This window comes from Brevundimonas sp. RM1 (genome assembly GCF_052907225.1).
Genome location: NZ_JBRERY010000003.1, coordinates 252,522 through 276,200, shown reverse-complemented (window position 1 = coordinate 276,200; position 23,679 = coordinate 252,522). Strand labels below are relative to the sequence as shown.

Here is a 23,679-nt window from a genome sequence, read left to right as displayed (position 1 = left end):
CCCAACCTGATCTCCGTCGCGTTCCGGCTCGAAACCCAAAGAAATGACGGCGCGACGCCGCTTCCCTTCGCCTCGGCTCCACGGTTAAGGTCGGCGTTCCGTAGGGGGAGTATTCTCATGCCGTATCGTCGCCGCGCCGCCTGTTCTCTGCTGGCGCTCAGCCTGGCCCTGGGCGCCGCGCCCGCCCTGGCGCAACAGAATCCGCCCGAACTTCTGGCCGTCGTCGGCCACGACAGCGGCGAGCGCATCACCCGCTCGGCCGACGTGCGCCGCTATTTCGAGGCGCTGCGGACCGCCAATCCCGACCGCATGGTCATGGGCGACTACGCCCAGTCGTGGGAAGGCCGCCCCCTGTTCTGGGCCGCCGTCGGCTCGCCGCGCAACATCGCCCGGCTAGACGCCATCAAGGCCGCGACCAACGCCCTGGCCGATCCGCGCAAGACCTCGCCCGAGCAGGCTCGCGCCCTGATCAACGACACCCCGGCCATCGTCTGGATGGCCTATTCCGTCCACGGCAATGAGATCAGCCCCGCCGACGCCGCCCTGATCGCCGCGCGCCGCCTGACCGACAGCCTCGACGCCGAGGCGCAGGGCTGGCTGGAGAACGTCGTGGTCGTCTTCGTCCCGACCCAGAACCCCGACGGGCGCGAGCGCTTCATTAACAGCTTCGAAGCCGGTCTGGGCGCCCAGCCCAACGGCGATCCCCTGTCGGCCGAGCGGGCCGAGCCGTGGCCGTCCGGCCGCTTCAACCACAATCTGTTCGACCTGAACCGCGACTGGTTCATCCAGTCCCAGCCCGAGACGCAAGGCCATTCGGCCCTCATCCGCGAATGGCGGCCGCAGGTGGTGGTCGATTCCCACGAGATGGGCACCGACTCCAGCTTCTTCTTCCCGCCCGAGGCCCAGCCGCTGAACCCGTGGATCTATCCGCCGATCCTGGACGCGCGCGAGCGGTTCGGCCGCAACACCGCCGGGCGCTTCGACCAGGCCGGGCTGGACTATTTCACGCGCGAGACCTTCGACGCCTTCTATCCCGGCTACGGCGACGGCTGGCCCGCCTATTTCGGCGCCGTCTCCATGACCTATGAGCAGGGCTCGTCGCGCGGTCTGCTGGCGCGCCGCTCGTCGGGCGAGATGCTGACCTACGCCGACACGGTCAAGGGCCATCTGACCGCCACCCTGTCGACCATCGAGACCGCCGCCCGCGACCGCGAGAAGCTGCTCAGCGACTTCTACGCCTTCCACCGCGACGGGATTTCGGGCGGACGCGGCGCCTATGTCCTGTCGCGCTCCGCCGCCGCCGATCCGGCCGCCGCCGACAAGCTGGCGGGCCTGCTGGTCCGTTCGGGACTGGAAGTCGGACGCGCCACCGCCGCCTTCTCCGCCTGCGGCCAGAATTATCAGGCGGGCGACTACGTGGTGAACCTGTCCCAGCCCCAGCGCCGCATGGCCGAGACCCTGCTGGCCAAGGACGTGCCGCTGGACCCCAAATTCCTGGCCGAACAGGAGGCCCGCCGCGCGCGCGGCCTGGGCGATGAGATCTACGACCTGACCGGCTGGTCCCTGCCGCTACTGTTCAACGTGCCGAGCCAGCGCTGCACCGGCGCTCCGTCGGTGCAGACGGCCGCCGTCGGCCCTGAACTGATCCGTCCCGCCGCCGTGGCGTCCGGCGACGCGGCCTACGGCTACGCCATCCATCCGGGCACGGCGGGAATGCGCTTCCTCACCGCCGCCCTGACGGACAAGCTGCCGGTCCGCTCGGTCGAGGAGCCCTTCACCCTGGACGGCCGCGCCTATCCGGGCGGAACCTTCATCGTGCCGCGCGCCGGGTCGCCCGCCGACCTCGACGAACGCGTCCGCCGTCTGGCCGCCGGCAGCGGCGCCCAAGTGACGCCCCTGGCCACCTCCTGGGTCTCCAGCGGCCCCAGCGTCGGCTCGGACAAGGCGACCGTCATCGCCGCCCCGCGCGTCGCCATGGCCTGGGACGACCCGACCGAGCCGGAATCCGCCGGCTCCATCCGCCATGTGCTGGAGCGCGAATACGGCTGGCCCGTCACGGCCGTCCGCACCCGCCGCCTGGCGAACGCCGACCTGTCCCGCTACCAGGTGCTGATCCTGCCGTCGGGCGGAAACTATGAGCAGATCCTCGGCGAGAGCGGCGTCGCCAACCTGCGCGCCTGGGTCCAGGCGGGCGGCGTCCTGATCGGCGTCGGCTCGGCCAGCCGCCTGCTGACCGACCCCGATTCCAAGCTGCTGGAAAGCCGCCGCGAAAACGCCGTCTCCGGCGACGGCGACAAAGACAAGAAGGACGGCGGCAGCGAGATCGCCACCGACGCCGAATACCTGGCCCTGACCGGCCACCACGGCGGCGCGCCCGATCCGGTCGCCGGCGTCCTGGCCAGCGCCGTGGTCGACAACGAACACTGGCTGGGCGCGGGCGTCGCCCCGACCCTCAGCGTCATGGTGCGCGGCTCGGACATCTACACTCCGCTGGCCCGCGACCAGGGAACCAACGTCGTGCGTCTGGCCGGACCGGATCAGGTGCTGGCGTCCGGCCAGCTGTGGGCCGAGAACCGCCGCCAGCTGGCCTACAAGCCCGTCGCCATGGCCTCCGAAGTCGGTCGCGGCCAGGTCGTCGCCTTCACCCAGGACGTAACCATGCGCGCCTTCCTGGAAGGGCTGAAGCCTTTGTTCCTCAACGCCGTCTTCCGCGGCCCGGCGCATACCTCGGGGACGAAGGGGAACTGACATCCCTTCTCCCCTTGTGGGAGAAGGTGGACGGCGAAGCCGGACGGATGAGGGGTCTGTTGGAGGTTTGACGAGAGGCCGAGGCTGAGGTCTCGCAACCCCTCATCCGACCTCACTCCGTTCGGCCACCTTCTCCCACAAGGGGAGAAGGAACAGCACGCCGGCTTTGACAACCCGCGCCCGCACAGGCTTTGCTGCATCCGCCAGCAGGGGAGCTGACCACGCATGACCATCCACACGCCGCGCCCGCCCGCCGACGACGGCGACTGGACTCTGCTGCAAAGCCGGATCGACCGCAGCTTCTGGCAGTGGGATCGCCGCCGCGAGCCGGACGCGCCCGTCCTCAGCCGCTTCGTCATCCTGCGCCCGCCCGAACGCCTCGACTACGACACCTTCGACGAAGCCGAAGCCATGTTCGAGGCGATGGAGGAGTGAGCCGCGCCGCCCTCGCCAGACTCTCCCTCCAGCGTCGCGCGACCAGTCACTGGATTCGCGTCGCCAGCGGCGGGGCGGCCGTAACGCTCCAAGCCCGGGGAGCGACCAAAGGCCTGTCGCACTTCGCCTCGACCACCCGCCCCTCCTGCGTGCTGTAGCGCACAGGCGAGGCGGCCGCGCAGCGCGCTTGGACGGCGAAGAACATGGCCGTTGCGTCCGTCATCGGATCATGACCCTCGACCTTCGCCAGCAAGGGATCGCCCGACAGGACGCCGCACTTGTCGCCCGTATCCAGCCGCACGCCCTTCTCCGTCCGATAGAAGCCTGTGCTCCCCCCGGTGCAATTCTCGCCGTTCAGGTGGAACAGGGCCGCCGCGCGATACTCGTCCGGCGAAGGCTTTTCCTCCAGGGTGACGCCCAGCGCCGCCAGCCGCGCGGCGACGCCGTCCCAGCGCGTCGCTCCTGGACCATCCATCAGCAGGGCGACCGCGCGTTCGCCCTCAGGCCGGGCGCGGAACTCGGCGACGCCGTAACCGTCGCCCGCCATGCCCTGATCCAAGACCTCCTTCCACAGGTCGAAGACATCCCGCGCGCCTGACGACGCATGACGGGTCTCTAGATCGGCCAGCCACTGCACCACCGTCCCGCAATCATAGACCGCCGACCCCGAGCGCAGCCGCGCCGGGTCGTAATCGCGGTCGCCCAAGGCCTTGCGGCACCCGTTCAACCGTTGCGACAGGGCCTCATGCGCCGCCATCTCCGTCACCGCGCCGGTGGAGACCGCCGCCGCCCAGGCGCCGTATTCAGCCGCGCCCTCATGCAGCCAGGGCGCGGCCTCGCCGTCCCGGTTCTCCAGCCGATGTCCGTTCCACAGATGAAAGGTCTCATGCCAGACGAAGGTCGCCAGGCCGGCCGCCACGTGCGCTGGCGGTTCGTCCCAGGCCGCCCCGTGAAACCGGGTCGAGATGACGCCGCTGTCGCTCACGTCGCCACGGAAATCCACCGGCCCCGGACTGTCGGTCGTCACCAGCAGCACCGGCTCATACGGCAGATCCCGTCCCAGCCGCGCGCCGAAGAAGGCTTGGGCCGCGAAGAAGCCGTCGCGCATGATCCCAGCCAAGGTCGGCGATACGGTCTCGCCGATCGCCAGCTTGGCGCCTGGATAGGTCTCGACCTGGCTTTGAGGGCCGAGATAGACAGAGCCCTTCTCCGCCTTCGACATCGGCAAGGCCGTCTCGCCCGCCGCCGGGCGCGCGGTCAGCTCGGCGTCCATGCCCCGCAACGCCACGGCGGGTCCGTACAGGATGCTGCCCGATCCGATCTGCGCCAGGGCAAGGTAGCCGCGGTCGCGCTCGGTCGTATCGGGCCTGATCAGGATCTCGAAGGACTGGAACGGCGCCTCGCCCTCGACCGCCCCATCCGTCAAGGTCAGGCCTGGCGTCGTCATAGTCCACTCGGTGCGGACGATGTTCTGATTGAGAAACGCCACGCGCGTCGTCGGCTCGGCCAGGCGCCAGGTCACGGCCACTCCGCCGGGTGCCGAGCGCGCCTCGACCGTCGCCGCCTGCTGGGCCTGGGCGGGCGCCGCTGCGCCGCACGTCATGGCTGCGACCGTCGCCATCGCGGCGGCCGCGCGCAGAATCGTCTTGCTCATGGTCGCTTCCCTTACGCCCCGTGGGGAAGCTTGGCCTCGGCGCGCCCGCCTCGTCAACCGACGTTCAGTCTTAAGTTTCGACCTCCCCGCCCTGGACGATGCGGACCACGGCCAGGTCGGCGGTGACGTTGCCCAAGGTGCGGAAGATGTCAGGCACGACCTCGACCGCCAGCAGCAGGGGCAGTAGCTCCAGCGGCACGCCCATGGCGATGCAGATCGGGGCGATGGAGGCGAAGAAGCTGGCCTGACCCGGCAGGCCCACCGTGCCGATCGAGATCAGCACCGCCGTCAGCATGGCGGCCAGCAACTGCCCCGCCGAAGGCTCCAGTCCGAACAGATGGGCGCAATAGATGGCGACGCCCAGGTTGGCGACCGGGCTGGTGATGCGGAACACCGCCACCGCCAGCGGCAGGACCAGTCCCGCCGTCGACCGCTTGACGCCCAGTTCGTCGACCGCCCGCTCGACCATGACCGGCAGGCTGGCCAGCGACGACTGGGTCGAGAAGGCCACCACCTGCGCCGGCGCCGCCGCCCGCGCGAACCGGCCCAGCGACACCCGACCGAAGAGGACCGCCAGCGGATAGAAGATCAGGCCGATGCCGATGCAGGCGAGCGAGATCAGCGCCACATAGTGCAGCAGAACCCCCGCCGCGCTGGCCCCCGCCGTCAGCCCCACCCCGATCGACAGGGCGAAGACGCCCAGCGGCGCCGCCTTCAGCACCCAGCGGACGATGACGATCATCGTCTCGCCCACCGCCTCGAAGAAGGTGATCAGGGGAACCCGCAGCCGCTCCGGCAGGCCCGACGCCGCAAAGCCGAAGAAGACCGCGAACACCACCATGCCCAGAATGGCGTCCTCGGCCGCCGCGCGGATCGGATTGGCCGGGGCGATGGTCTTCAGGAACTCGCTGAACGGCGCGCCCGCGCCCAGGCCCTCTGCGCCTTCCGGCTTGATCGCCAGCAGCAGGCGCGCTCCCTCCGGGTCGATGGGCCAGACGGCGTGCAGTCCATAGGCCGCCGCGACGGCGTAGATGGTCGCGAAGACGATCAGCCCGCCGAACCACGACACCGCCTTCAGCGCCAGCCGCCCGGTCCGCGCCGCATCGGCGATGGAGGCGATGCCCGTCACCAGCAGGCTGAACACCAGCGGGATGATCGTCATCCTCAGCGCATTCAGCCACAGCTGGCCCAGCGCCTGGATGAAGTCCGCCGTCACGTGGCCGCCCGGCAGGCCCCAGGCCTGCGCCGCCGCCCCGGCCAGCAGGCCCAGCACAAGCGACAGCAGCACAAGCGTGCTGAGAGAGGTCAGAAAGGAGCGCGCCGATTTCATGACCGCCACGCTAGCAGCCGCCGCGCCGCGCGCCAGCGGAAAACGCCGTAGGCTCCGCGCCCTACTTCGGCGCGCCCGAGTTGGCCGGGTCCAGCGGCAGGCCCGCCGCCTGGCGCGCCTTCATCACCCGCAGCCAGCCGTGCATGGCCTCTGAATCCAGCCCGTGCATCATCAACCGATAGCCCGCCTGCAGCGTCGACAACGCCACCAGCGGATGGCCGTTCTTGACGAAGGCCATGTGGTAGCTCGTCCCCAGAATGCGGGCGATATAGATGGCCATCACCTCGTCCAGCTGCAGCGAACTGGACGCCCGCACGAAGTCGTCGCGCGGCAGCATCAGGGCGTAGATGGGGGTGTAGAACTCCACCGCCGTCTGCACGTCGACGAAGTTGTGCCATTTGCGCGGAAACTCCTCGAACGGAGGGAATTCGTCCGAGATCATGGAGAAGTCGATCCGCTCGGGGGGCGTCAGCTCCCGCCCCTCGGCGCGCAGGGCGGCGTTCATCTCGATGACGAAGTTGAAGATGTTCAGGTCGTGCTGAAGGAACAGGTCCGGCTCGATGTCCTTCAGCCGCGTCGGCGTCAGCGGCCACTTCGTCACCTTGTCGCCCACGCCCGCGTTCTCGCGCACGAAGGCGGTCAGCTCGGACCCGACGTGGAAGTGCCGCAGGATCACCCGATTGCCCTCGGGCGTCACAAAGGTCCGCAGGCCCCAGTGGATGGTCTTGTGCAGCAGGCCGTTCAGGTTCGGATATTTCGGCGAGATGACCCGCAGCACCTTCACCAGACAGAAGAACAGGAACACCAACGGCCGCGCCACCGGGAACAGCCAGCGCCGCGACCGCGACCGCGCCCCCAGCAACAGATCGCGCTTCGCCCCGTCGTCGATCGGCAGGCTGTGGTCCAGATACAGCGCCATCCACGGGTCGGGATCCTTGGGATCGAACCGCGCGGGGTCGAACGGATCCTCCCCCGGCTTGTAGTACCTCACGCCGCGATCTCCTCGATCTGCAGGGCGTAGAGTCGCGCCGTCACCCTGGCCGTGGTGACGATGCGTTCGGCGATGAAGGGATCGGGCAGCACCATGCCCAGCATCTCCTCGAACTCCTTCATGTGCTCGGCGTCGTTGTCGCCGTGATACAGCAGGAAGCGCACCGCCTCGTCGGGCAGGGCCAGCCGCTCCTGCACCTTCAGGCCCCAGGGCCGCGCCTTGATCGAGCCCAGCCCCTCGATAATGAACATGGCGCCCAGCAGGCCGAACGGATCGGGCTTGGACGCCTCATGGAACATCCAGGCTGACAGGGCCTCGGACCCCACGTTCTTCGGCGCCGACTGGATGTCCTCCAGCGCCCCGCCCGCCGCCACAAAGTCGGCCTCCAGCAGACGGAAGTCCCGATGCTCCGTCACCGCATGGCGCATCAGGGTCGAGCGCAACTCCAGATGGTCTTCGCCGATGTTGGATGCCGCCCGGCTCATCCACAGCGCCCCGTCCTTCACCTGCTGGCGCAGATTGATCAGGAAGGCGTGGTAGTCGGCGATCTCGAACCGCCCGCGCGTCAGCTTGCGGATCAGCGGGGTCGCCTCCAGGCGCTGCTCGAAATCGGCGAAGACCACCGCCAGCTTACGCAAGCAATCGGCCACCGCCGCCTCGGCCTCAAGTTCCGCCATCACACAATCTCCAGCATCATGAAGCCGATCATCGCCCGCCCGCTCTCGGGCACGATGCACAGCACCCTGTCTCCGCGCTTTCCGCGTCCCGACTTCAGGAAGGCGTCCAGCATGACCCAGATCGACGCCGAGCCGACATTGCCGCTGTCGGCCAACGTCGTGAACCACTTCTCCTCCGGGATCATGGCCGCCGTGCTTTCCAGCAGGCCGACGATCTCCTCGCGCAGCGACCGCGCGGAGTAGTGGCACAACAGATGATCGACCTGATCCGGCACGATCCGCCCGGCGTCTACCTTCTCCAGCCAGACGCCGATCCAGGCGCGAATGACGATCTTCAGCAGGTCGAAGTCCTGCAACAGGGCCACCGCCCCCGCCGCATGCGCGGCCACAGGGCCTGCGTGGCTCCAGGCGCTGGTCATGTCGGCGCGCGCTTCCGGCGTCGATCCGGCCCACATGCAGGGATCGAAGCGCCCGGCCAGGGAGGTCATGTCGATCCACTCGACCTTCAGGCTCAGACCCTCGGGCTTGGGCCTCGGCTCCATCACCACGGCGCCCGCCCCGTCCGACAGGGTGAAACGCAGGAAGTCCGCCTCGATCCGCGCCCGCCCCTTCTCGTCCACCAGCGCCGTGCCCTCATAGAAGGCGGGCCGGAACCAGCGGGATGAAAACTCCCCTGCACAGGCCGCGGCCACCTCCGCCTCGCCCGCACGCACGCTCAGCCACGCCCCCTTGGCCGCCATCAGGGCGCTGGCGCAGACCGATTGATAGCTGAACGCTTCCAACGGCCCCGCGCCCAGTTCCGCCTGAACCGCGCTGGCGTGACCGGGCACCAGATAGTCGCCCTGCGTCGCCGCCGCGCCCAGATGCTCAAGGTCGCCCAGGCTCAACCCCGCCTCATCCAGCGCCGCCCGCACGGCGTCCGCGCACATGGAGGCGTTGGAATGCAGCGGCTCGCCCTCAGCATCCAGGGCGTAGTGCCGCCCCTCGATCCCGTTCCAGCGCAGGGCGCGCCGCCCGACGGCGGACGCCCGCCCGCCGATGCGGCCGATGAAGTCCTCCATCCGATCATTGCCGATCCGCTCGCCGGGCAGAACGGCGCCGGTCCCGGTGATGAAGACGTCGCGAAGCTCACTCATGGTTGCGGACCTTGGCGACCCGCCCTGCTTCGCACAACCCGGAAACTGCCGTTTCAAAAGCAGAAAGGGCGGCGAACCGAAGTCCGCCGCCCTCTCCTCAACCTGAAATCAGGTCAGACCTTAGAAGGACTTCGTGAGGTTCACGAAGGCCGTCCGGCCCAGGTAGTCGTAGCCCGAGTACAGCGGGGCGTTGCCGACCCGGTTGTTATAGCCCGACGAGATCGTCGGCGGGTCTTCGTTCAGCAGGTTGCGAACCCCAGCCGTGACCGTCCAGCCTTCGCCCGTGTACTGAACCGAGGCGTTGTGCAGGTAGTAGTCATCGACTTCCAGATCGTACTGGCTAGCAGCCGGATCCTTGATACGACGGTAGCCGTAGTCGTCCATGCCCTGAACCCACTCGACGCCATAACGCACGCGCCACTTGTCCCAAGCATAAGACAGGTCAGCCGTGCCGGTGAACTCTGGGTTGTTCAACCGGCCCTTATACTCCTGCAGAGGATCTTCGGCGAACAGCTTGCTCGAGATCTCCGTGTATTGAGTAACAGCAAGATTGAACAGAACCGATCCCGGACCGACGTCTTTGCGATAACGCGCAGTGTAGTCCAAGCCCTTGACGATGTCGGTCGCCAGGTTGACGTAGCCGTTCTCGACCGTCAGGCGCTTGTCTCCGGCGTCGCGCGACACGAGCGAGCAGAAGCCCACGTCAGCCGCGAACTCAGCCGGGGTCGAGTTGTAGCAACGCTCCAGAATGTTGGCGGCGCCGTATTGGGCCACGCCGTTCTTCACTTCGATCTCGTAGTAGTCGACAGCGAAAGCGAAGTCGCCCCAGCCTTCCGGCAGGGTCGGACGCAGAACCAGACCGACGGTCAGGTTGGTCGAGGTTTCGGCCTCAAGACCGGCTTCGGCGCCGCCCTTGGTGATGACTGCGACGCTCGACTTCTGCTGGAAGTCAGCCGACACGCCATCAGCCGCGCAGTTGGCGATCAGGGTCGGCGTAGCCGAGTCCGGATCAACTTCGCTGCAGGGGTCGAAACCAGCGGCCTGGAAGCCCGAGGTCGCGCCTACGAACTGCTCGAACAGCGCCGGAGCGCGATACGAGGTGCCGTAGGTAGCGCGGAACGTCAGCATGTCGATCGGCTGATAGACCAGACCCACCTTGTAGGTCGTGTCGTCGCCGTAGGAGTCATAGTCCGTGTAGCGGAACGAAGCGTTCAGCGTCAGTTCCTTGGCGAACGGCTGATCACGCAGCAGCGGCGCTTCGATTTCGCCGAAGACTTCCCACACCGAGTCCGAACCGCGGGTAATGGCCGAGGTCGAGTAGTTGTAGGTGTTGCCCAGCTGCGAATCGAGACCCGGCGTGTCGTCGATCTCCGCATCACGCCATTCGGCGCCGAAGAAGCCCATGACCTTGCCGGCCGGCAGGTCGAACAGCGGACCGTCGATGCCGAGGCTGACGATCTTCTCTTCATACTCCGTCACGCCCTTGACCGGACGGAAGACGTAGTCGGTCCAGGCCTTCGGCAGCACGCCGCCGATAACTTGCGAGCTCAGCTTCGGCGCGGCGACGCACCCGGGGTTCGACGCCAGTTCACGGCACTGGAAACCGCCAGCGCCATTCGGAACAACATCCAGGCTTTCAATCAGGCGGTTCGTCAGGAACTGCTGGCTGGTGTATTCCGAACGCGACTTGGAGTAGCTGGCCGCCAGGTCATAGCGCCATTCCGGGATGAAGAAGTCACCCTTGATGCCGACGACGTTGCGGTTGAAACGCTGCTCTTGCGTCGACGTGTCGTTGCCGAAGCCGATGAAGGCGCGAACGCCGATGTCGGCGTCCTTGTTCAGGCCCTGATCGCCCGAGAAGGTGCTGAAGGACAGGTCCGAGGGAATCAGCGGGCTGCCCTTGGCGTAGTCAAGCGCCAGCTGACGGTAGCCCGTCTGCGACGACTTGCGCTGGTTCAGCAGGAATTCGCCATAGACTTCGGCGTTGCCCAGGGCGTTCAGCTGGTAGCCGCCTTCGCCGTAGATGGTGGTGATCTCGACCGGCGAGATCAGCGAACGGTTCAGCATGCGGTCGTCAAAGGTGTCGCGCACGTTGACGTTTACGCCCGTACCGCCGACGCCTTCATAGCCGGCCATGTCGCCGGTCACGCCCGAGTTCGGACGGAAGCGGTTGAACAGGACGTTGGGGGCGCCTGCGGCAGGGGTGCCCGCCACGCCGTTGAAGACACGGTTGCCGTCATCGTCCAGCCCGCCGTCGACGCCGACGCCGATCGTGTTGATCGACGAACCGTTCGAGCCGGTGCTCGTGATCGGGTAGCACTTGGACTCGCCGGTCAGCGGGTCGATGAAGTCGCGACCGAGGCGACGGCCGTCGGTCTGGCAGCGCGTGAATTCACGGTCGCGCAGGGTCAACTCGTCGCGCTCATAGCGCTCGATCGAGCCGGCGGCGCGCCAGCGGTCGCCACGGGCGCCGGCCGTCAGCGACAGACGGGTCGAGCCGCCGTTGCCGTTGGCTTCCAGCGGCTCGTTGCGCTGGGCTTCGAAGACCAGGCCTTCGAAATTCTTGCGGGTCTGGATGTTGACCACGCCGGCCACGGCGTCCGAACCGTAGACCGACGAAGCGCCGTCCCGCAGGACTTCGACGCGGTCGATCATGGCGGTCGGCAGCACGTTCAGGTCGGCCGAGCCGACCGAGCCGCGCGAACCGGCGGGCGAGACGCGACGGCCGTTCAGCAGCACCAGGGTGCGGCTCGGGCCCATGCCGCGCAGACCGATGGTGTTGGCGCCGGGGCCGCCGTTGGTGACGTAGCCGCCGTAAGAGTTATTGATCTGGGCGGAACCGCCCGTGACGGCCGTGCTCTGCAGAGCTTCCGTCGTCGAGGCGAAGCCTTGCAGCGTCGCTTCTTCGCGCGTCACAACCTGCGTGGGCGAAGGCGCGTTATAGTTGTCGCGACGGATACGCGAGCCGACGACGACGATTTCGTCGACCTGGGTCGCTTCCTGGTCAGTATTCGAAGCGCTTTGAGCAAGCGCCGTCCCCGGAATAAGCATGGCCATCGACAGTGCGGCGGCTCCAGCCGCCATCGTCGTGCCCAGCAGGTAGTCTTTACGAGTGCGCATAAGCCTCTGTGTACCTGTTAATCGTTACTGAACATCACGTCGTTCTGTGAACGACGCTGAAAACCAATGTTCGTCATTACGCTTCTTGGCTGTTGCAATGGCTATGGCTGGGTCGTCACAGCATCAACCAATTTCTTTCAAAAAATCATTGTTAGGGGAAATTATGAGGCATTTTTGACGCGCAAAGGCCGAGTTCGGACCGTTATTTCGTCCTTTTCGACCACATTTTGCTCAAATATGTTTTCAATAAGTCGAATTCGCCTCATTTGCGGCGACATACAAGCGTGACTGTGGCGCAGGTAAGTTCAACCTGTGGTGGCGCGCTGGCGGATTCTGGCCCCGTCCCGCCCCCGCCGGGCCTAGCGCCTTGCACGCGCGCGCATTACCTTGATGTTCATGGCCCGTTCTCCCGCGAAACCGACCAAGCCCGTTCACACGCCCAATCCCGGCATGGCCGAGGCGCCGGTCGCCTTCGACCACGGCCGCGCGCCGATGTTCGCGCCCGTGAACGGCCCGCGCCTGACGCCGGAGGAGGCGCCCGCCGCCCCCGCCGACTGGGTGCCTCACCGCCCCGACCGGCCGACGAACAAGAAGCGCGTCCCCTTCCGGCTGGAGACGAAATACCAGCCCGCTGGGGATCAGCCCTCGGCCATCGCCGAGCTTGTGGCCCAGGCGGACGAGGGCGATCGCGAACAGGTGCTGCTGGGCGTCACCGGTTCGGGCAAGACCTTCACCATGGCCAAGGTGATCGAACAGACCCAGCGCCCGGCCCTGATCCTGGCCCACAACAAGACGCTGGCGGCCCAGCTCTATTCCGAGTTCAAGGCCTTCTTCCCCGACAATGCGGTCGAGTATTTCGTCAGCTACTACGACTACTACCAGCCCGAGGCCTACGTCCCGCGCACCGACACCTACATCGAGAAGGACAGCTCGATTAACGAGCAGATCGACCGGATGCGCCACGCCGCCACCCGTGCGATTCTGGAGCGGGACGACGTCATCGTCGTCGCCTCGGTCAGCTGCATCTACGGCATCGGCTCGGTCGAGACCTATACCGCCATGACCTTCAACCTGAAGGTCGGGGACCAGATCGACGAGGCCAAGCTGCGAGCCGACCTGATCGCCCTGCAGTACAAGCGCAACGATGTCCATTTCGAGCGCGGCATGTTCCGCAAGCGCGGCGACACGCTGGAGATCTTCCCCGTCCACCTCGAGGACCGCGCCTGGCGCATCAGCCTGTTCGGCGACGAGATCGAGGCCATCGACGAGTTCGATCCCCTGACCGGCAAGAAGACCAATGCGCTGGACGAGGTCACCGTCTACGCCGCCAGCCACTACGTCACCCCGCGCCCGACGCTGAATCAGGCCGTCAACGGCATCAAGGCCGAGCTGAAGGAGACGCTCGACTGGATGGTCGAGAACGGCAAGCTGCTGGAGGCCCAGCGCCTCGAACAACGCACCCGCTTCGATCTTGAGATGATGGAGGCCACCGGCTCCTGCGCCGGCATCGAGAACTACAGCCGCTGGCTGACCGGCCGCGCGCCCGGCGAGCCGCCGCCGACCTTCTTCGAATACATCCCCGACAACGCCCTGCTGTTCGTCGACGAGAGCCACGTCACCGTCGGCCAGATCGGCGCCATGTTCCGCGGCGACTACCGCCGCAAGTCGACCTTGGCCGAATACGGCTTCCGCCTCCCCTCCGCCATCGACAACCGCCCGCTGAAGTTCGAGGAATGGGACGCCATGCGGCCCCAGACCGTCTTCGTCTCGGCCACCCCCGGCGCCTGGGAGCTGGACAAGACCGGCGGCGTCTTCACCGAACAAGTCATCCGCCCCACCGGCCTGATCGACCCCCCGGTCGAGATCCGCCCCGTCTCCGGCTCCACCCGCAACCAGGTCGACGACGTCATCGACGAGGTGAAGGCGACCAGCCGCGCCGGCTACCGCTCCCTGGTCACCACCCTGACCAAGAAGATGGCCGAGGACCTGACCGAATACATGCACGAACAGGGAGTGCGCGTCCGCTACATGCACTCCGACGTCGACACGCTGGAGCGGATCGAGATCCTGCGCGACCTGCGCCTGGGCTCGTTCGACTGCCTGATCGGCATCAACCTGCTGCGCGAGGGCCTCGACATCCCCGAGTGCGGCCTGGTCGCCATCCTCGACGCGGACAAGGAGGGCTTCCTGCGCTCCGAGACCTCCCTGATCCAGACTATCGGCCGCGCCGCGCGCAACGTCGACGGCCGCGTCATCCTCTACGCCGACCGCATGACCGGCTCGATGGAGCGCGCCATCGCCGAGACCGACCGCCGCCGCGAGAAGCAGCAGGCCTACAACCTCGAACACGGCATCACGCCCGAGACGGTCAAGCGCGACATCAAGGAGATCCTCGAGAGCCCCTATGAGTCCCGCGACCTGGACCGCCTGACCCGCCCCGGCGTCGCCGAGGAGGCCAAGCCCTTCGTCGGCTCCAACTTCCAGGCCGCCCTCAAGGATCTGGAAGGCCGCATGCGCGACGCCGCCGCCAACCTCGAGTTCGAGGAAGCCGCCCGCCTGCGCGACGAAATCAAGAAGATGAAGCTCCTCGACCTCGAATTCGCCAACGAAGCGCTGACGGGCGCGGGGGAAGAGGTCGACAAGTCAGCGCCGAAACGTTGGCGGAAAGAGGCGGCGGCCGAAAAGGCGGAGGCGTTCAGAAAGGGGCGGTAAACCTTCCCTTCTCCCCTTGCGGGAGAAGGTGGCGGCCGAAGGCCGACGGATGAGGGGTCTCGCTGCGGGTGGATTTCGCAACCTTCATCACCGTCCAGAAACCCCTCATCCGACCTCGCTCCGCTCGGCCACCTTCTCCCGCAAGGGCAGAAGGAATAACGTTGTCCTATGAACGACTGGCTGCACTCTCGCGCCAAGGCGATGCGTCGCGAACCCGCCCTCTATGAGCGGCGGCTGTGGGCCATTCTGCGGGACCGGCGGCTGGAGGGTCTGAAATTCCGGCGACAGGTCGTGATCGGGCGCTATGTCGCCGATTTCGTCTGTCTGCGTCATCGCCTGGTCGTCGAGGCCGACGGCCCGCACCACGGCGACCGCGCCGAGGACGCCGCCCGCGACGACTTCCTGCGCGGAGAAGGCTTCCGCGTGCTGCGCTTTCCCAACCCGCAGATCGAGAACCGCCCCCACGAGGTGCTGGCGGCGATCATCGCGGCGGCCGATGAAAAGCTGACGCGCGACTAATCCCTTCTCCCCCTGCGGGAGAAGGTGGCCGAGCGGAGCGAGGTCGGATGAGGGGTCTCGCTGTGGATGGACGATCGCCTTCGTCCTCTGTCGAGAAACCCCTCATCCGTCGGCCTTCGGCCGCCACCTTCTCCCGCAAGGGGAGAAGGACGAACCCTCCTACCTTCCCGCCCTAACCGCAGCAATTTCCCGCCTTTCCCTCTCCGCCATCCCCTTTCCGCCCGCCCTGCCTCGCCGCCATGCCACCCTGCCCTCGTTCCGTCGCATGGAGGGCTCGTGAGGCCTGCGACCTTGCGGGCGGCGGGAGCGGATGGAGCGGGGTTCTTGTCGGACCGTGCGGCGTCCGTCGCGGCGGCCGGTCGAGGGCGGGAGCCCAGCGGCGCGTCGGGCGGAGCGCGCCGGGCGGTCCAGGATGCGAAGGGCGGCGACGCGGGCGAACGCCGGCGCCGGCGCCCGGCTTGCCACAACCTGACGGCTGCCGGCTGCTTTCGCGGCCTCAAGCAGCCCGAAGGGCGGTAGGCCAGGCATCAAGACAAGAAGCCGACGGAGCCTAGCGACGGGGCGTTCGACCCGTCCGTCAGAGAGGTTCCGGCCAGGGTCGCGGGGGTTACGCGGACCGTTCCGGGAGGCCTGTCGCAAGCAGGCCCCCGCCCGCCGCGGGCGCCGGGGGTAGCCGATAAGACCGGCGCCTGCCCCGAGCTCGTGGAAGCCCGTCCGCGCGGAGCGTCTGTCGGCGTCGAAACGGTAACACACATCACACTCCGGGCGTCGGCCCGGCGCTCCGCCCAGCCCTCCCACCGCCCGCCGAAAGGCGCGGCGGCCATCCGTGTTCCTTCTCCCGCAAGGGGAGAAGGAAGACCCGCGCCCAGCCCTCAGCAAGGAAAGCCCCCATGACCCGTCCCCGACCGCCGCGCGCCGCTGCGTCTCCGCCTGTTCCCGATGACGACGACCGGCCCCTGCATCCGGCCGAGGAGCGTCGGCTGCGACGCGAGCTGGCCAGCCGCATCGATCACCTGTGGGCCATCGCCGAGCGGCGTCGCGTGCGCTGGGCGACGCCGCCCTTCATCCCCGATTCATGAGGCCCTGTTCATGAGGCTTACAGGCAACATGGCCGCGCGCCGTCGAGCTTGGCCGCAAAATGGGATGCGACCTTGCGGCGAAAATGCGGCATGGTGCGTTCAGGAGAGACTCGATGACCAAGTCCAGCAATGAATCCGACGCCCGCGCCGCCCTGCGCGTGGTCTCCTCGCCGGAAGCCGAGGTCTATGACCTGATGCGCGCGCCCGAAACCACCGCCGAACGGGTCAAGCGCCTGCAGGCCGAAGCCCGCGCCCTGGCGCTCGAACAGGTCGAGGCCCTCGAAGCCGCCCTGTGCAAGGCCGCCGACATGGCCAAGGAGATCGCCGACGGCGGCGACGCCTATCCCGTCGGCGCCCGCGAACTGGCCGCCCGCCTGGTCCAGGATCTGCCCGCCAAGGCCGAGACCATGAAGGCCATCGTGGCGAAGAGTCATCCTTGATCGGCCGCGGTCAGAAGGCTCCGCCTTCTCGACCCGACGCGGCCTGTGCGCTTCGCGCCGCGCCTCCCTTCAACGCCCTCATCCTCGGGCTTGACCCGTGGATCCAGCAGGCGCGCCGCTACGACCCCACCACGTCCTCGTACTCGGGATGGCGCTTCAGCCAGGCGACGGCATAGCTGCAATGCGGGATCAGGGTCAGCCCCTCGGCGCGGGCGTGCTCGGCCAGGGCCTGCATGAAGCGGCCCGCAGCCCCCGCGCCGCGCAGGGCCGGGTGCGCCTCGACGTGCAGGATGACGCGGGCGTGGCCGCGCACCGCATACTCGGCCCAGACGGGATGCTCGGTCCCGTCCGCGTCGGCGAACATCTGCTGGAAGCGGCGATCGGCGGCGTGGTCTTTGAAGGCGGGCACGGCGGTTCCTCCCGAATGGATCAGTTCAGGCCGGCCGGTCGGTCAGCAGGGCCATCAGACCCAGAACGCTTTTCACCGTGAACCAGATCGACACCAGCAGCAAAAGAAGCCCGAACAGCAGAAGGAACGGAATCCCGATCAGCAGAACGGAAGCCACCGCACTGACCGCCACCAGCACCCACAGGACGGCGCTGATCCAGAACACCGACCAGAACAGGCTGATCTGGTCCTCGACGTGCTGGGCCGCCAGCCCGGTCGCCGAGCCCCGGTTCATATAGGCCAGCGCCAGGCCGACCAGCACCAGCAGGTTCGCGCTGGGGATCGACAGGATATAGAGAATCCACGCCACCACGGCGCCGTCTCGGCCCGCGACGGGCGCGGCGGTGTTCTGATCGCTCATGACGGCGGGCCTTTCAGTAGAAAAGACGACGCGGCTCGGCGATGGGCCGCCCGGTCAGCAGATCCTTCAGGCCCAGGGCGCCGCGCACGATGGTCCACACCGCCATGACGAACAGGACGAAGACCCCGACGTTGACCAGGATCAACACCGCCCCGGCGATGATGGCGCACACCGCCGCCAACAGTGTCCGCTGCTGGAAGACGAAGTGGCTGCGCAGCATGGGATCGACGGGCGCGGGGCGGCGCCACACGCGCAGCAAGCCGATCGCCGCCGCCGCGCCGAAGGTCGGCGCCGCCAGCAGGATCAGGGCGTAGCCCGCATAGAGCCCCGTCAGATCGGCCGAGGCCTCGCCGCCGCTGTTGCTGCTGTAATCGCCGGACTGGACCATCGGAACCTCTTGTCAGGCCGGGATGATGGCGGGACGGACGATCCCGCGCAACCGGCCTCAGCGCGAATAGGCGACTTCGCAGGCGGCGGCGGCCGCATCGGGAATGGCGCCGGGCTTTTCGACCCGCACGACGACGTTCAGCACGCGGGGATCGGCCAGGCAGGCGACGGCCGCGCGCTCGGCGAAGGTCTCGATCAGGGCGATGTGCGGCCCCGCCGCCAGCTCGCGCACGATGCGGGCGACGCCGTCATAGTCCAGCGTATCGGCCAGCCGCTCGACCGGGGCGGCGCCCAGGTCCAGCTCGACGTCCACCACCAGGGGCTGCAGCCGTCCATGCTCATGATCATAGAAGCCGATGGAGGCCTCGACCTTCAGGGCGCGGACCATGACCTTCAGGCCCAGGCGGCGCGGCTCGACGGACGGCAGGGGGGTGACGACGGCGCTCAAGACCAGGTCTCCGGCGGCAGAAGATCATTGATGCTGAAATCGGCCCGATCGCACCAGGCGCCCAGTTCCCAGGCCCGCTCCGCCTCGGTCAGGCCGCGCGTCAGGACGGTGTTGGTCGGCGTCTCCTCGATGGCCAGTTCGGCCAAGCGGAACGGCAGGCCCTCGGCGGCCAGGATGGCCTCCAGCTTGCGCCACAGGGCGATGACCAGGGCCTCGGTCGTCGGATCGCCGTCCACGGTCAGCACCTGATTCAGGCGGTGCGGCTCGTGCTGCTGGAACCAGGCCAGCAGGGGGTCGGCGCGGTTCAGCTGGAAGGCGTGGTCCAGGCTGCGGTCGACGAAACCGTGCCAGCGCGCCTTCAGCCGCTCGAACGAGGCCGCGTGGTTGGCGCCGCCGAAATCGATCTCGGCCGTCGGCTCCAGCGTCACCGTCACGAACTCATTGTGCCCATGCGGCACGGCGCACTTCGACCCCGCATCGGCGATCAGCCGATGCGCCATCGAGAAGCGGCGAGTGAAACGGACAGCGGGCATGAAGGTCTCAGGATGAATGGCGGCAGCTAAAGCACCAACCTATCGGCAAATAAAGGTCATGTGACGACGAACGCCTTCAGGCGAATTCCAGATCGCGTTCGCGGCGGGTCAGGCCGGCGCCGGCGTCCACCACCAGATTCTGCCCCGTCAGGCTGCGCGCCGTCAGGATGAAGGTCAGGGCGGCCGCCAGATCCTCGACCGCCACCGGCCGCTTCAGCGGCGTGGCCTCGGCCCCCGCCTGATAGTCGGCCTCGGGCCAGCCGGCCGAGGGCAGGGTCAGACCCGGCGCGATACCGCAGACGCGGATGCGCGGCGCCAGGGCCAGCGCCAAGGCTCCGGTCATATGGGCGATGCCCACGCGGCTGACGGTATAGGAGAAGAAGTCGGGGTTCGGCGCCGTGACCTTATAATCCAGCATATTGACCACCACGCCCTCATCCCCGTCGGGCAGGCGCGCGGCGAAGTCCCGGATCAGGGCCAGGGGCGCCAGGACGTTGACCTCGTGGTGAAGGCGCAGGTCCGCCTCCTGGAAGGTCTCCAGCTGGTCATAGACAAACAGGGAGGCGTTGTTGACCAGCGCCCGCAACGGCCCGAAGGCGGCGGCCTGATCGATCAGGGCGGCGCGCGCCCCGGCGTCCGTCAGCTCGGCCTGGACGGCGACGGCGCGCCGTCCCATGGCCTCGATGGCCTGGACCACGGCCTGCGCGCCTTGCGCGTCCGAGCGATAGTGGACGACGACGTCATGGCCCGCCTGGGCCGCCGCCTTCGCCAACACCGCCCCGATCCGGCGCGAGGCGGCCGTGACCAGCGCCACGCCCCTCGAAGGGGCGTCAGCCGACCTGGGCTCAGTCAACCCGGCCGAACTCGAAGTAGTTGAAGGCGGCGACGACGGCGATGAAGGCGAAGATGGTGGCGATGGCCAGCATGATGGGTCTCCTGTTCCGCCCCCGAATAGGGGCAAGCGCGCCCCTGTTCAAGCCATGGCTCAGTCGTCAACGACCATGCCGGGCGGAGGCGGCGACAAGGTCTGCGGACATTGCGGCTGACTTTCAAAGTGCGCGCGATAGTCGGCAAAGGGGACGGGGAAGGCCATCTCCTCGCGGCGAGCCTCCAAGTCTTCGACACTCTCGATCGGATAGGGCCGCCATTTGCCGTTGTCGCAACGAAACTGCGTCCCATAGCGCTGGGGGCGTCCCTCGGATGTCGCCAAGCGATCAAACATCATGGCGTAGCTCTGACCGTCGATTTCGCCCGTCGCGACCAGCGGCTCCAGTACGGGAAGGAAACGCCGCCACAGACCCTCGTCCGAGTGCTGGATAATGTGGAAAGCGGCCGCAGAGGCTTTGTCGCCATATCGACTTTTCAGAAACCAGCCTTCGGGCGGCGTCATCGCCAGAAGCGCCTGCTGATTTTCCTGGTCCACCGCTTCGATCACTGCTCCCGCAGCTCGAACCGCCGCCATGCGCTCCGTGTCCGGTATGCGCGAGAAATCCAAGCGGGTAATGACCTGCCGTCCCGCCTGATCCAACTCCCCCATCCGCTCCAAGCGCGCCCTGTCGTCAAGCGCCGTCCCAAGGACGGCGTGCCGCGCGCGCACCTCTTCAATCGCCATGCTCACTGGCGCGATGATCTCCTGCGTCTCAGGCGAAAGCGCCTGAAGTTGAAGCCCCAACATGACCGCCGCCAGCAACATCGTCGTCCCCCGTTCCTCTTCACAGCAGCCTACCACAAGCCATGGTGCGCCCTACCATCCGCCATGCCATGCTTGCCGAATGACCACCTGGCGCACTCGCATAGAACCCTTCACCCGGCCGCTGTTCTTCGCCTGGTCGCGGATGAGCCGGGGCATGACGCTGGGCGTGCGCGGCGTCGCGGTCGACAGCGAGGGGCGGGTGCTGCTGGTCAAGCATACATATTTGGAAGGCTGGTGGCTGCCCGGCGGCGGGGTGGACAAGGGCGAGACGACGCAAGCCGCCGTCATCCGCGAACTGCGCGAGGAAGCCGGACTGATCGTCCGGGGCGAGCCGCGCCTGCTGTCGGTGCACTCCAACGAACGCTTCTTTCCGGGGGATCATGTGCTGGTCTTCCGCGTCGACGCCTTCGACCTGACCGAGCGGACCAGCCACGGCGAGATCGCCGAGATCGGCTGGTTTCACCCCGACGCCCTGCCCGAAGACACGACCCGCGCCACCTGCGATCGCCTGGCCGAAATCTTCGGCGGCGCCGCGCCCGATCCGAACTGGTGAGACCGCCGATGCAGCTTCCCGTCCTCGCCCTGCTGGCCATGATCCTGGGCGGCGCCGCCACCGCCCTGCAGGGACCGACCAATGCGCGGCTGGCCAGCGCCGTCGGCTCGCCGGTCAATGCGGCGCTTGTCTCCTTCTTCGTGGGAACCGTCGCCCTGGCCCTCGTCGCCGTGACGCTGCAGGCGCGGCCGGACGTGCAGGCGATGAAGGCCCTGCCCGCCTGGGCCTGGCTGGGCGGCCTCTACGGCTGCGTCTTCGTGGTGGCCGCCGCCTGGGGCGTGCCGAAAATCGGCGTGGCGCTGACCATCACCCTGATGGTGGCGGGCCAGTTGGCGTTGAGCCTGATCCTCGACCACTTCGGCGTCATGGGCGTGCCGCAGCAGCCGATCAGCCTGACCCGCATCGCCGGAGTGCTGCTGGTGATCGGCGGGGTGCTTCTGGTCCGGCGCGGCTGAGCCTATATCCCGCCTGATGACCGACCCGACGCCCGACATCCCGGAGACGCCCGACTCGCAGGCGAACGCCCTTCCGCTTCAGGCCGCCGAACTGATCGCGGACGAGGCCCGGCGCGCGCCCGACAAGCCCGGCGTCTATCGCATGTACGGCGAGGACGGCGCCTGCCTCTATGTCGGCAAGGCCAAGTCGCTGAAGAAGCGGGTGGTGCAATATGCGCAAGGCCGCTTCCACACCCAGCGCATCGGCCTGATGGTGTCGCTGACCCGCGCGATGGAGCTGGTGGTCACGGCGTCCGAGACCGAGGCCCTGCTGCTCGAATCCAACTTCATCAAGAAGCTAAAGCCGCGCTTCAACGTCCTGCTGCGCGACGACAAGTCCTTCGCCGAGCTGATGATCCGCCGAGACCACCGCGCGCCCCAGGTCCGCAAGCATCGCGGCGCCCATACGATTCCCGGCGACTATTTCGGCCCCTTCGCCTCAACCTGGGCGGTCAACCACACGCTGAACACCCTGCAGAAAGCCTTCCTGCTGCGGTCCTGTTCGGACAGCGTCTATGAGACCCGAACCCGCCCCTGCATGCTGCACCAGATCAAGCGCTGCTCAGCGCCCTGCACCGGCCTGATCTCGCTTGAGGACTACGGCGATCTGGTCACGGAGGCGGAACAGTTCCTGCGCGGCAAGTCGCGCGCCGTCATCGGCCGCCTGTCGCAGGAGATGCAGGCAGCGTCCGACGACCTCGACTTCGAGACCGCCGCCCGGGTGCGCGACCGCATCCGCGCCCTGTCGGCCATCGCCATGGAGAACAGCGTCAACGCCGACGGCGTGGCCGAGGCCGACGTCTTCGCCCTGCACGCCGAGGGCGGCCAGGCCTGCGTCCAGGTCTTCTTCTATCGCGCGGGCCAGAACTGGGGCGGACGCGCCTATTTCCCGCGCGTGGACAAGAGCGACAGCGACCCGGAAATCCTCGCCGCCTTCCTGGGCCAGTTCTATGAGGACAAGCCGGTCCCGCGCCTGATCCTGTCCAACGTCCGCCCGCACGAGCTGGAGCTGCTGGAGGAAGCCTTCAGCATGAAGGCCGAGCACAGGGTCGAGATCGCTCGCCCCCAACGCGGCGGCAAGGCCAGTCTGGTCGACCACGCCCTGACCAACGCCCGCGAGGCGCTGGGCCGCAAGCTGGCCGAGAACTCGGCCCAGTCGAAGATTCTGGACGAGGTGTGCGAGGCCTTCGGTCTGGACGCCCGGCCCGAGCGGATCGAGGTCTATGACAACGCCCATATTCAGGGGACCAACGCCGTCGGCGGCATGGTCGTCGCGGGGCCGGAGGGCTTCCGCAAGAACCAGTACCGCAAGTTCAACATCCGCGGCGAAGACCTGACGCCCGGCGACGACTACGGCATGATGCGCGAGGTCATGCGCCGCCGCTTCGGCAAGATGGTCAAGGACGAGGAAGCCGGAGAGGCGGTTGAGCGCCCCGACCTGCTGCTGGTCGACGGCGGGGCGGGCCAGCTGGCCGAGGTGCTGGCCGTCATGGCCGATCTGGGCGTCGACGACATCGCCGTGGTCGGCGTGGCCAAGGGGCCGGACCGCGACGCGGGCAAGGAGCATTTCTTCATGTCCGGCAAGCCGCCCTTCATGCTGCCCCTGAAGAGCCCGGCCCTCTACTACATCCAGAGGCTGCGGGACGAGGCCCACCGTTTCGCCAACGGCGCCCACGCCAAGCGCCGCTCCATGGACATCAAGAAGAACCCGCTGGACGAAATCGAGGGCGTCGGGCCGGGACGCAAGAAGGCCCTGCTGCACGCCTTCGGCTCGGCCAAGGGGGTCAGCCGCGCCTCCGTCGCCGATCTGGTCAAGGTGGACGGCGTCAATCAGTCGCTGGCCGAGCGCATCCACGGCTTCTTTCACAAGTCGTGAAACACATGCATTTGCGGTTGAGCGACCAACCGTCGCGGGTTTAGG

The 23,679-nt window shown here is 67.7% G+C and carries 23 protein-coding genes; 9 read left to right on the top strand and 14 right to left on the bottom strand.

The window, feature by feature from the left end; genetic code table 11:
- Positions 1-117 precede the first annotated feature (117 nt).
- On the top strand, positions 118-2,748 hold the full coding sequence (locus ACU5AP_RS05090) for a M14 family metallopeptidase (RefSeq protein ID WP_128718758.1): 2,631 nt from the start codon (positions 118-120) through the stop codon (positions 2,746-2,748).
- A gap of 225 nt (positions 2,749-2,973) precedes the next feature.
- A complete protein-coding gene (locus ACU5AP_RS05085) occupies positions 2,974-3,183 on the top strand; it encodes a hypothetical protein (RefSeq protein WP_040346158.1) in 210 nt (69 codons plus the stop codon).
- Positions 3,184-3,229: 46 nt separating this feature from the next.
- On the opposite strand, the gene ACU5AP_RS05080 is transcribed toward ACU5AP_RS05085, so the two are convergent.
- From ACU5AP_RS05080 to ACU5AP_RS05055, 6 genes are all read right to left on the bottom strand, one after another.
- Complete coding sequence (locus tag ACU5AP_RS05080; RefSeq protein WP_128718759.1) at positions 3,230-4,837, bottom strand: hypothetical protein; 1,608 nt, start codon at positions 4,835-4,837, stop codon at positions 3,230-3,232.
- A 70-nt stretch (positions 4,838-4,907) separates the two neighbouring features.
- Positions 4,908-6,167, bottom strand: coding sequence for a dicarboxylate/amino acid:cation symporter (locus ACU5AP_RS05075; protein WP_128720650.1), 1,260 nt, complete (start codon positions 6,165-6,167; stop codon positions 4,908-4,910).
- Between the two features lie 61 nt (positions 6,168-6,228).
- Positions 6,229-7,158 carry a DUF6999 family protein gene (locus tag ACU5AP_RS05070; protein ID WP_003166096.1) on the bottom strand — a complete coding sequence of 310 codons (930 nt, stop codon included), beginning with the start codon at positions 7,156-7,158 and terminating at the stop codon, positions 6,229-6,231.
- Positions 7,155-7,895, bottom strand: coding sequence for an iron-containing redox enzyme family protein (locus ACU5AP_RS05065; protein WP_128718760.1), 741 nt, complete (start codon positions 7,893-7,895; stop codon positions 7,155-7,157). The genes ACU5AP_RS05070 and ACU5AP_RS05065 overlap by 4 nt, the downstream gene beginning before the upstream one ends.
- Positions 7,835-8,971, bottom strand: a complete 1,137-nt coding sequence (locus ACU5AP_RS05060) for a beta-ketoacyl-ACP synthase III (RefSeq protein ID WP_128718761.1) — start codon at positions 8,969-8,971, stop codon at positions 7,835-7,837. The genes ACU5AP_RS05065 and ACU5AP_RS05060 overlap by 61 nt, the downstream gene beginning before the upstream one ends.
- A gap of 120 nt (positions 8,972-9,091) precedes the next feature.
- Entirely contained in the window at positions 9,092-12,091 is a 3,000-nt protein-coding gene (locus ACU5AP_RS05055) for a TonB-dependent receptor plug domain-containing protein (RefSeq protein WP_128718762.1), read from the bottom strand.
- 396 nt (positions 12,092-12,487) lie between these two features.
- Between ACU5AP_RS05055 and uvrB the strand changes: the two genes are divergently transcribed.
- From uvrB to ACU5AP_RS05035, 4 genes are all read left to right on the top strand, one after another.
- Positions 12,488-14,803: an excinuclease ABC subunit UvrB gene (gene uvrB, locus ACU5AP_RS05050; RefSeq protein WP_223850610.1), complete on the top strand. Its 2,316-nt coding sequence runs from the start codon at positions 12,488-12,490 to the stop codon at positions 14,801-14,803.
- A gap of 168 nt (positions 14,804-14,971) precedes the next feature.
- Positions 14,972-15,322, top strand: coding sequence for an endonuclease domain-containing protein (locus tag ACU5AP_RS05045; RefSeq protein ID WP_446680874.1), 351 nt, complete (start codon positions 14,972-14,974; stop codon positions 15,320-15,322).
- 890 nt (positions 15,323-16,212) lie between these two features.
- A complete protein-coding gene (locus tag ACU5AP_RS05040) occupies positions 16,213-16,401 on the top strand; it encodes a hypothetical protein (RefSeq protein WP_003166104.1) in 189 nt (62 codons plus the stop codon).
- 113 nt (positions 16,402-16,514) lie between these two features.
- Complete coding sequence (locus ACU5AP_RS05035; RefSeq protein WP_003166105.1) at positions 16,515-16,841, top strand: hypothetical protein; 327 nt, start codon at positions 16,515-16,517, stop codon at positions 16,839-16,841.
- A 118-nt stretch (positions 16,842-16,959) separates the two neighbouring features.
- Here ACU5AP_RS05035 and ACU5AP_RS05030 read toward each other — a convergent pair whose 3' ends face one another.
- The 8 genes from ACU5AP_RS05030 to ACU5AP_RS04995 all read right to left on the bottom strand — a co-directional run bounded on the left by ACU5AP_RS05030 (position 16,960) and on the right by ACU5AP_RS04995 (position 20,711).
- The gene (locus tag ACU5AP_RS05030; RefSeq protein WP_083674022.1) at positions 16,960-17,250 is read right to left on the bottom strand and encodes a GNAT family N-acetyltransferase; all 291 of its coding nucleotides are present in this window, start codon (positions 17,248-17,250) and stop codon (positions 16,960-16,962) included.
- 25 nt (positions 17,251-17,275) lie between these two features.
- Positions 17,276-17,650: a hypothetical protein gene (locus tag ACU5AP_RS05025; protein WP_076224748.1), complete on the bottom strand. Its 375-nt coding sequence runs from the start codon at positions 17,648-17,650 to the stop codon at positions 17,276-17,278.
- 13 nt (positions 17,651-17,663) lie between these two features.
- Entirely contained in the window at positions 17,664-18,038 is a 375-nt protein-coding gene (locus ACU5AP_RS05020) for a serine/threonine protein kinase (RefSeq protein WP_076224746.1), read from the bottom strand.
- 57 nt (positions 18,039-18,095) lie between these two features.
- Complete coding sequence (gene folB / locus ACU5AP_RS05015) at positions 18,096-18,485, bottom strand: dihydroneopterin aldolase (protein WP_003166109.1); 390 nt, start codon at positions 18,483-18,485, stop codon at positions 18,096-18,098.
- Positions 18,482-19,018: a 6-pyruvoyl trahydropterin synthase family protein gene (locus ACU5AP_RS05010; RefSeq protein ID WP_128718765.1), complete on the bottom strand. Its 537-nt coding sequence runs from the start codon at positions 19,016-19,018 to the stop codon at positions 18,482-18,484. Before ACU5AP_RS05010 ends, folB begins: the two co-directional genes overlap by 4 nt.
- A 76-nt stretch (positions 19,019-19,094) precedes the next feature.
- The gene (locus tag ACU5AP_RS05005; protein ID WP_083674021.1) at positions 19,095-19,832 is read right to left on the bottom strand and encodes an SDR family oxidoreductase; all 738 of its coding nucleotides are present in this window, start codon (positions 19,830-19,832) and stop codon (positions 19,095-19,097) included.
- A gap of 31 nt (positions 19,833-19,863) precedes the next feature.
- Complete coding sequence (locus ACU5AP_RS05000) at positions 19,864-19,995, bottom strand: hypothetical protein (RefSeq protein WP_003166112.1); 132 nt, start codon at positions 19,993-19,995, stop codon at positions 19,864-19,866.
- A gap of 8 nt (positions 19,996-20,003) precedes the next feature.
- Complete coding sequence (locus tag ACU5AP_RS04995; protein ID WP_046652239.1) at positions 20,004-20,711, bottom strand: DUF6624 domain-containing protein; 708 nt, start codon at positions 20,709-20,711, stop codon at positions 20,004-20,006.
- Positions 20,712-20,790: 79 nt separating this feature from the next.
- Between ACU5AP_RS04995 and ACU5AP_RS04990 the strand changes: the two genes are divergently transcribed.
- From ACU5AP_RS04990 to uvrC, 3 genes are read left to right on the top strand one after another with little or no spacing between them, the layout of a single operon-like run.
- Positions 20,791-21,264 (top strand): NUDIX domain-containing protein, encoded by a 474-nt coding sequence (locus tag ACU5AP_RS04990; protein WP_446680873.1) that lies wholly within the window; start codon positions 20,791-20,793, stop codon positions 21,262-21,264.
- A gap of 8 nt (positions 21,265-21,272) precedes the next feature.
- Complete coding sequence (locus ACU5AP_RS04985; RefSeq protein ID WP_003166115.1) at positions 21,273-21,719, top strand: DMT family transporter; 447 nt, start codon at positions 21,273-21,275, stop codon at positions 21,717-21,719.
- Positions 21,720-21,735: 16 nt separating this feature from the next.
- Positions 21,736-23,634, top strand: a complete 1,899-nt coding sequence (gene uvrC / locus ACU5AP_RS04980; protein WP_446680872.1) for an excinuclease ABC subunit UvrC — start codon at positions 21,736-21,738, stop codon at positions 23,632-23,634.
- Positions 23,635-23,679 lie beyond the last annotated feature (45 nt).

Excerpts from the sequence above, each read along its gene's own strand:
- ACU5AP_RS05085 (WP_040346158.1), top strand. The coding sequence starts at position 2,974 with ATGACCATCCACACGCCGCGCCCGCCCGCCGACGACGGCGACTGGACT.
- ACU5AP_RS05035 (WP_003166105.1), top strand. The coding sequence starts at position 16,515 with ATGACCAAGTCCAGCAATGAATCCGACGCCCGCGCCGCCCTGCGCGTG.
- uvrB (WP_223850610.1), top strand. The coding sequence starts at position 12,488 with ATGGCCCGTTCTCCCGCGAAACCGACCAAGCCCGTTCACACGCCCAAT.
- ACU5AP_RS05045 (WP_446680874.1), top strand. The coding sequence starts at position 14,972 with ATGAACGACTGGCTGCACTCTCGCGCCAAGGCGATGCGTCGCGAACCC.
- ACU5AP_RS05080 (WP_128718759.1), bottom strand. The coding sequence starts at position 4,837 with ATGAGCAAGACGATTCTGCGCGCGGCCGCCGCGATGGCGACGGTCGCA.
- ACU5AP_RS05075 (WP_128720650.1), bottom strand. The coding sequence starts at position 6,167 with ATGAAATCGGCGCGCTCCTTTCTGACCTCTCTCAGCACGCTTGTGCTG.
- ACU5AP_RS05090 (WP_128718758.1), top strand. The coding sequence starts at position 118 with ATGCCGTATCGTCGCCGCGCCGCCTGTTCTCTGCTGGCGCTCAGCCTG.
- ACU5AP_RS04990 (WP_446680873.1), top strand. The coding sequence starts at position 20,791 with ATGACCACCTGGCGCACTCGCATAGAACCCTTCACCCGGCCGCTGTTC.
- uvrC (WP_446680872.1), top strand. The coding sequence starts at position 21,736 with ATGACCGACCCGACGCCCGACATCCCGGAGACGCCCGACTCGCAGGCG.
- ACU5AP_RS05020 (WP_076224746.1), bottom strand. The coding sequence starts at position 18,038 with ATGGTCCAGTCCGGCGATTACAGCAGCAACAGCGGCGGCGAGGCCTCG.
- ACU5AP_RS05040 (WP_003166104.1), top strand. The coding sequence starts at position 16,213 with ATGACCCGTCCCCGACCGCCGCGCGCCGCTGCGTCTCCGCCTGTTCCC.
- ACU5AP_RS05010 (WP_128718765.1), bottom strand. The coding sequence starts at position 19,018 with ATGCCCGCTGTCCGTTTCACTCGCCGCTTCTCGATGGCGCATCGGCTG.
- ACU5AP_RS05025 (WP_076224748.1), bottom strand. The coding sequence starts at position 17,650 with ATGAGCGATCAGAACACCGCCGCGCCCGTCGCGGGCCGAGACGGCGCC.
- ACU5AP_RS05055 (WP_128718762.1), bottom strand. The coding sequence starts at position 12,091 with ATGCGCACTCGTAAAGACTACCTGCTGGGCACGACGATGGCGGCTGGA.
- ACU5AP_RS04995 (WP_046652239.1), bottom strand. The coding sequence starts at position 20,711 with ATGTTGCTGGCGGCGGTCATGTTGGGGCTTCAACTTCAGGCGCTTTCG.
- ACU5AP_RS04985 (WP_003166115.1), top strand. The coding sequence starts at position 21,273 with ATGCAGCTTCCCGTCCTCGCCCTGCTGGCCATGATCCTGGGCGGCGCC.
- ACU5AP_RS05060 (WP_128718761.1), bottom strand. The coding sequence starts at position 8,971 with ATGAGTGAGCTTCGCGACGTCTTCATCACCGGGACCGGCGCCGTTCTG.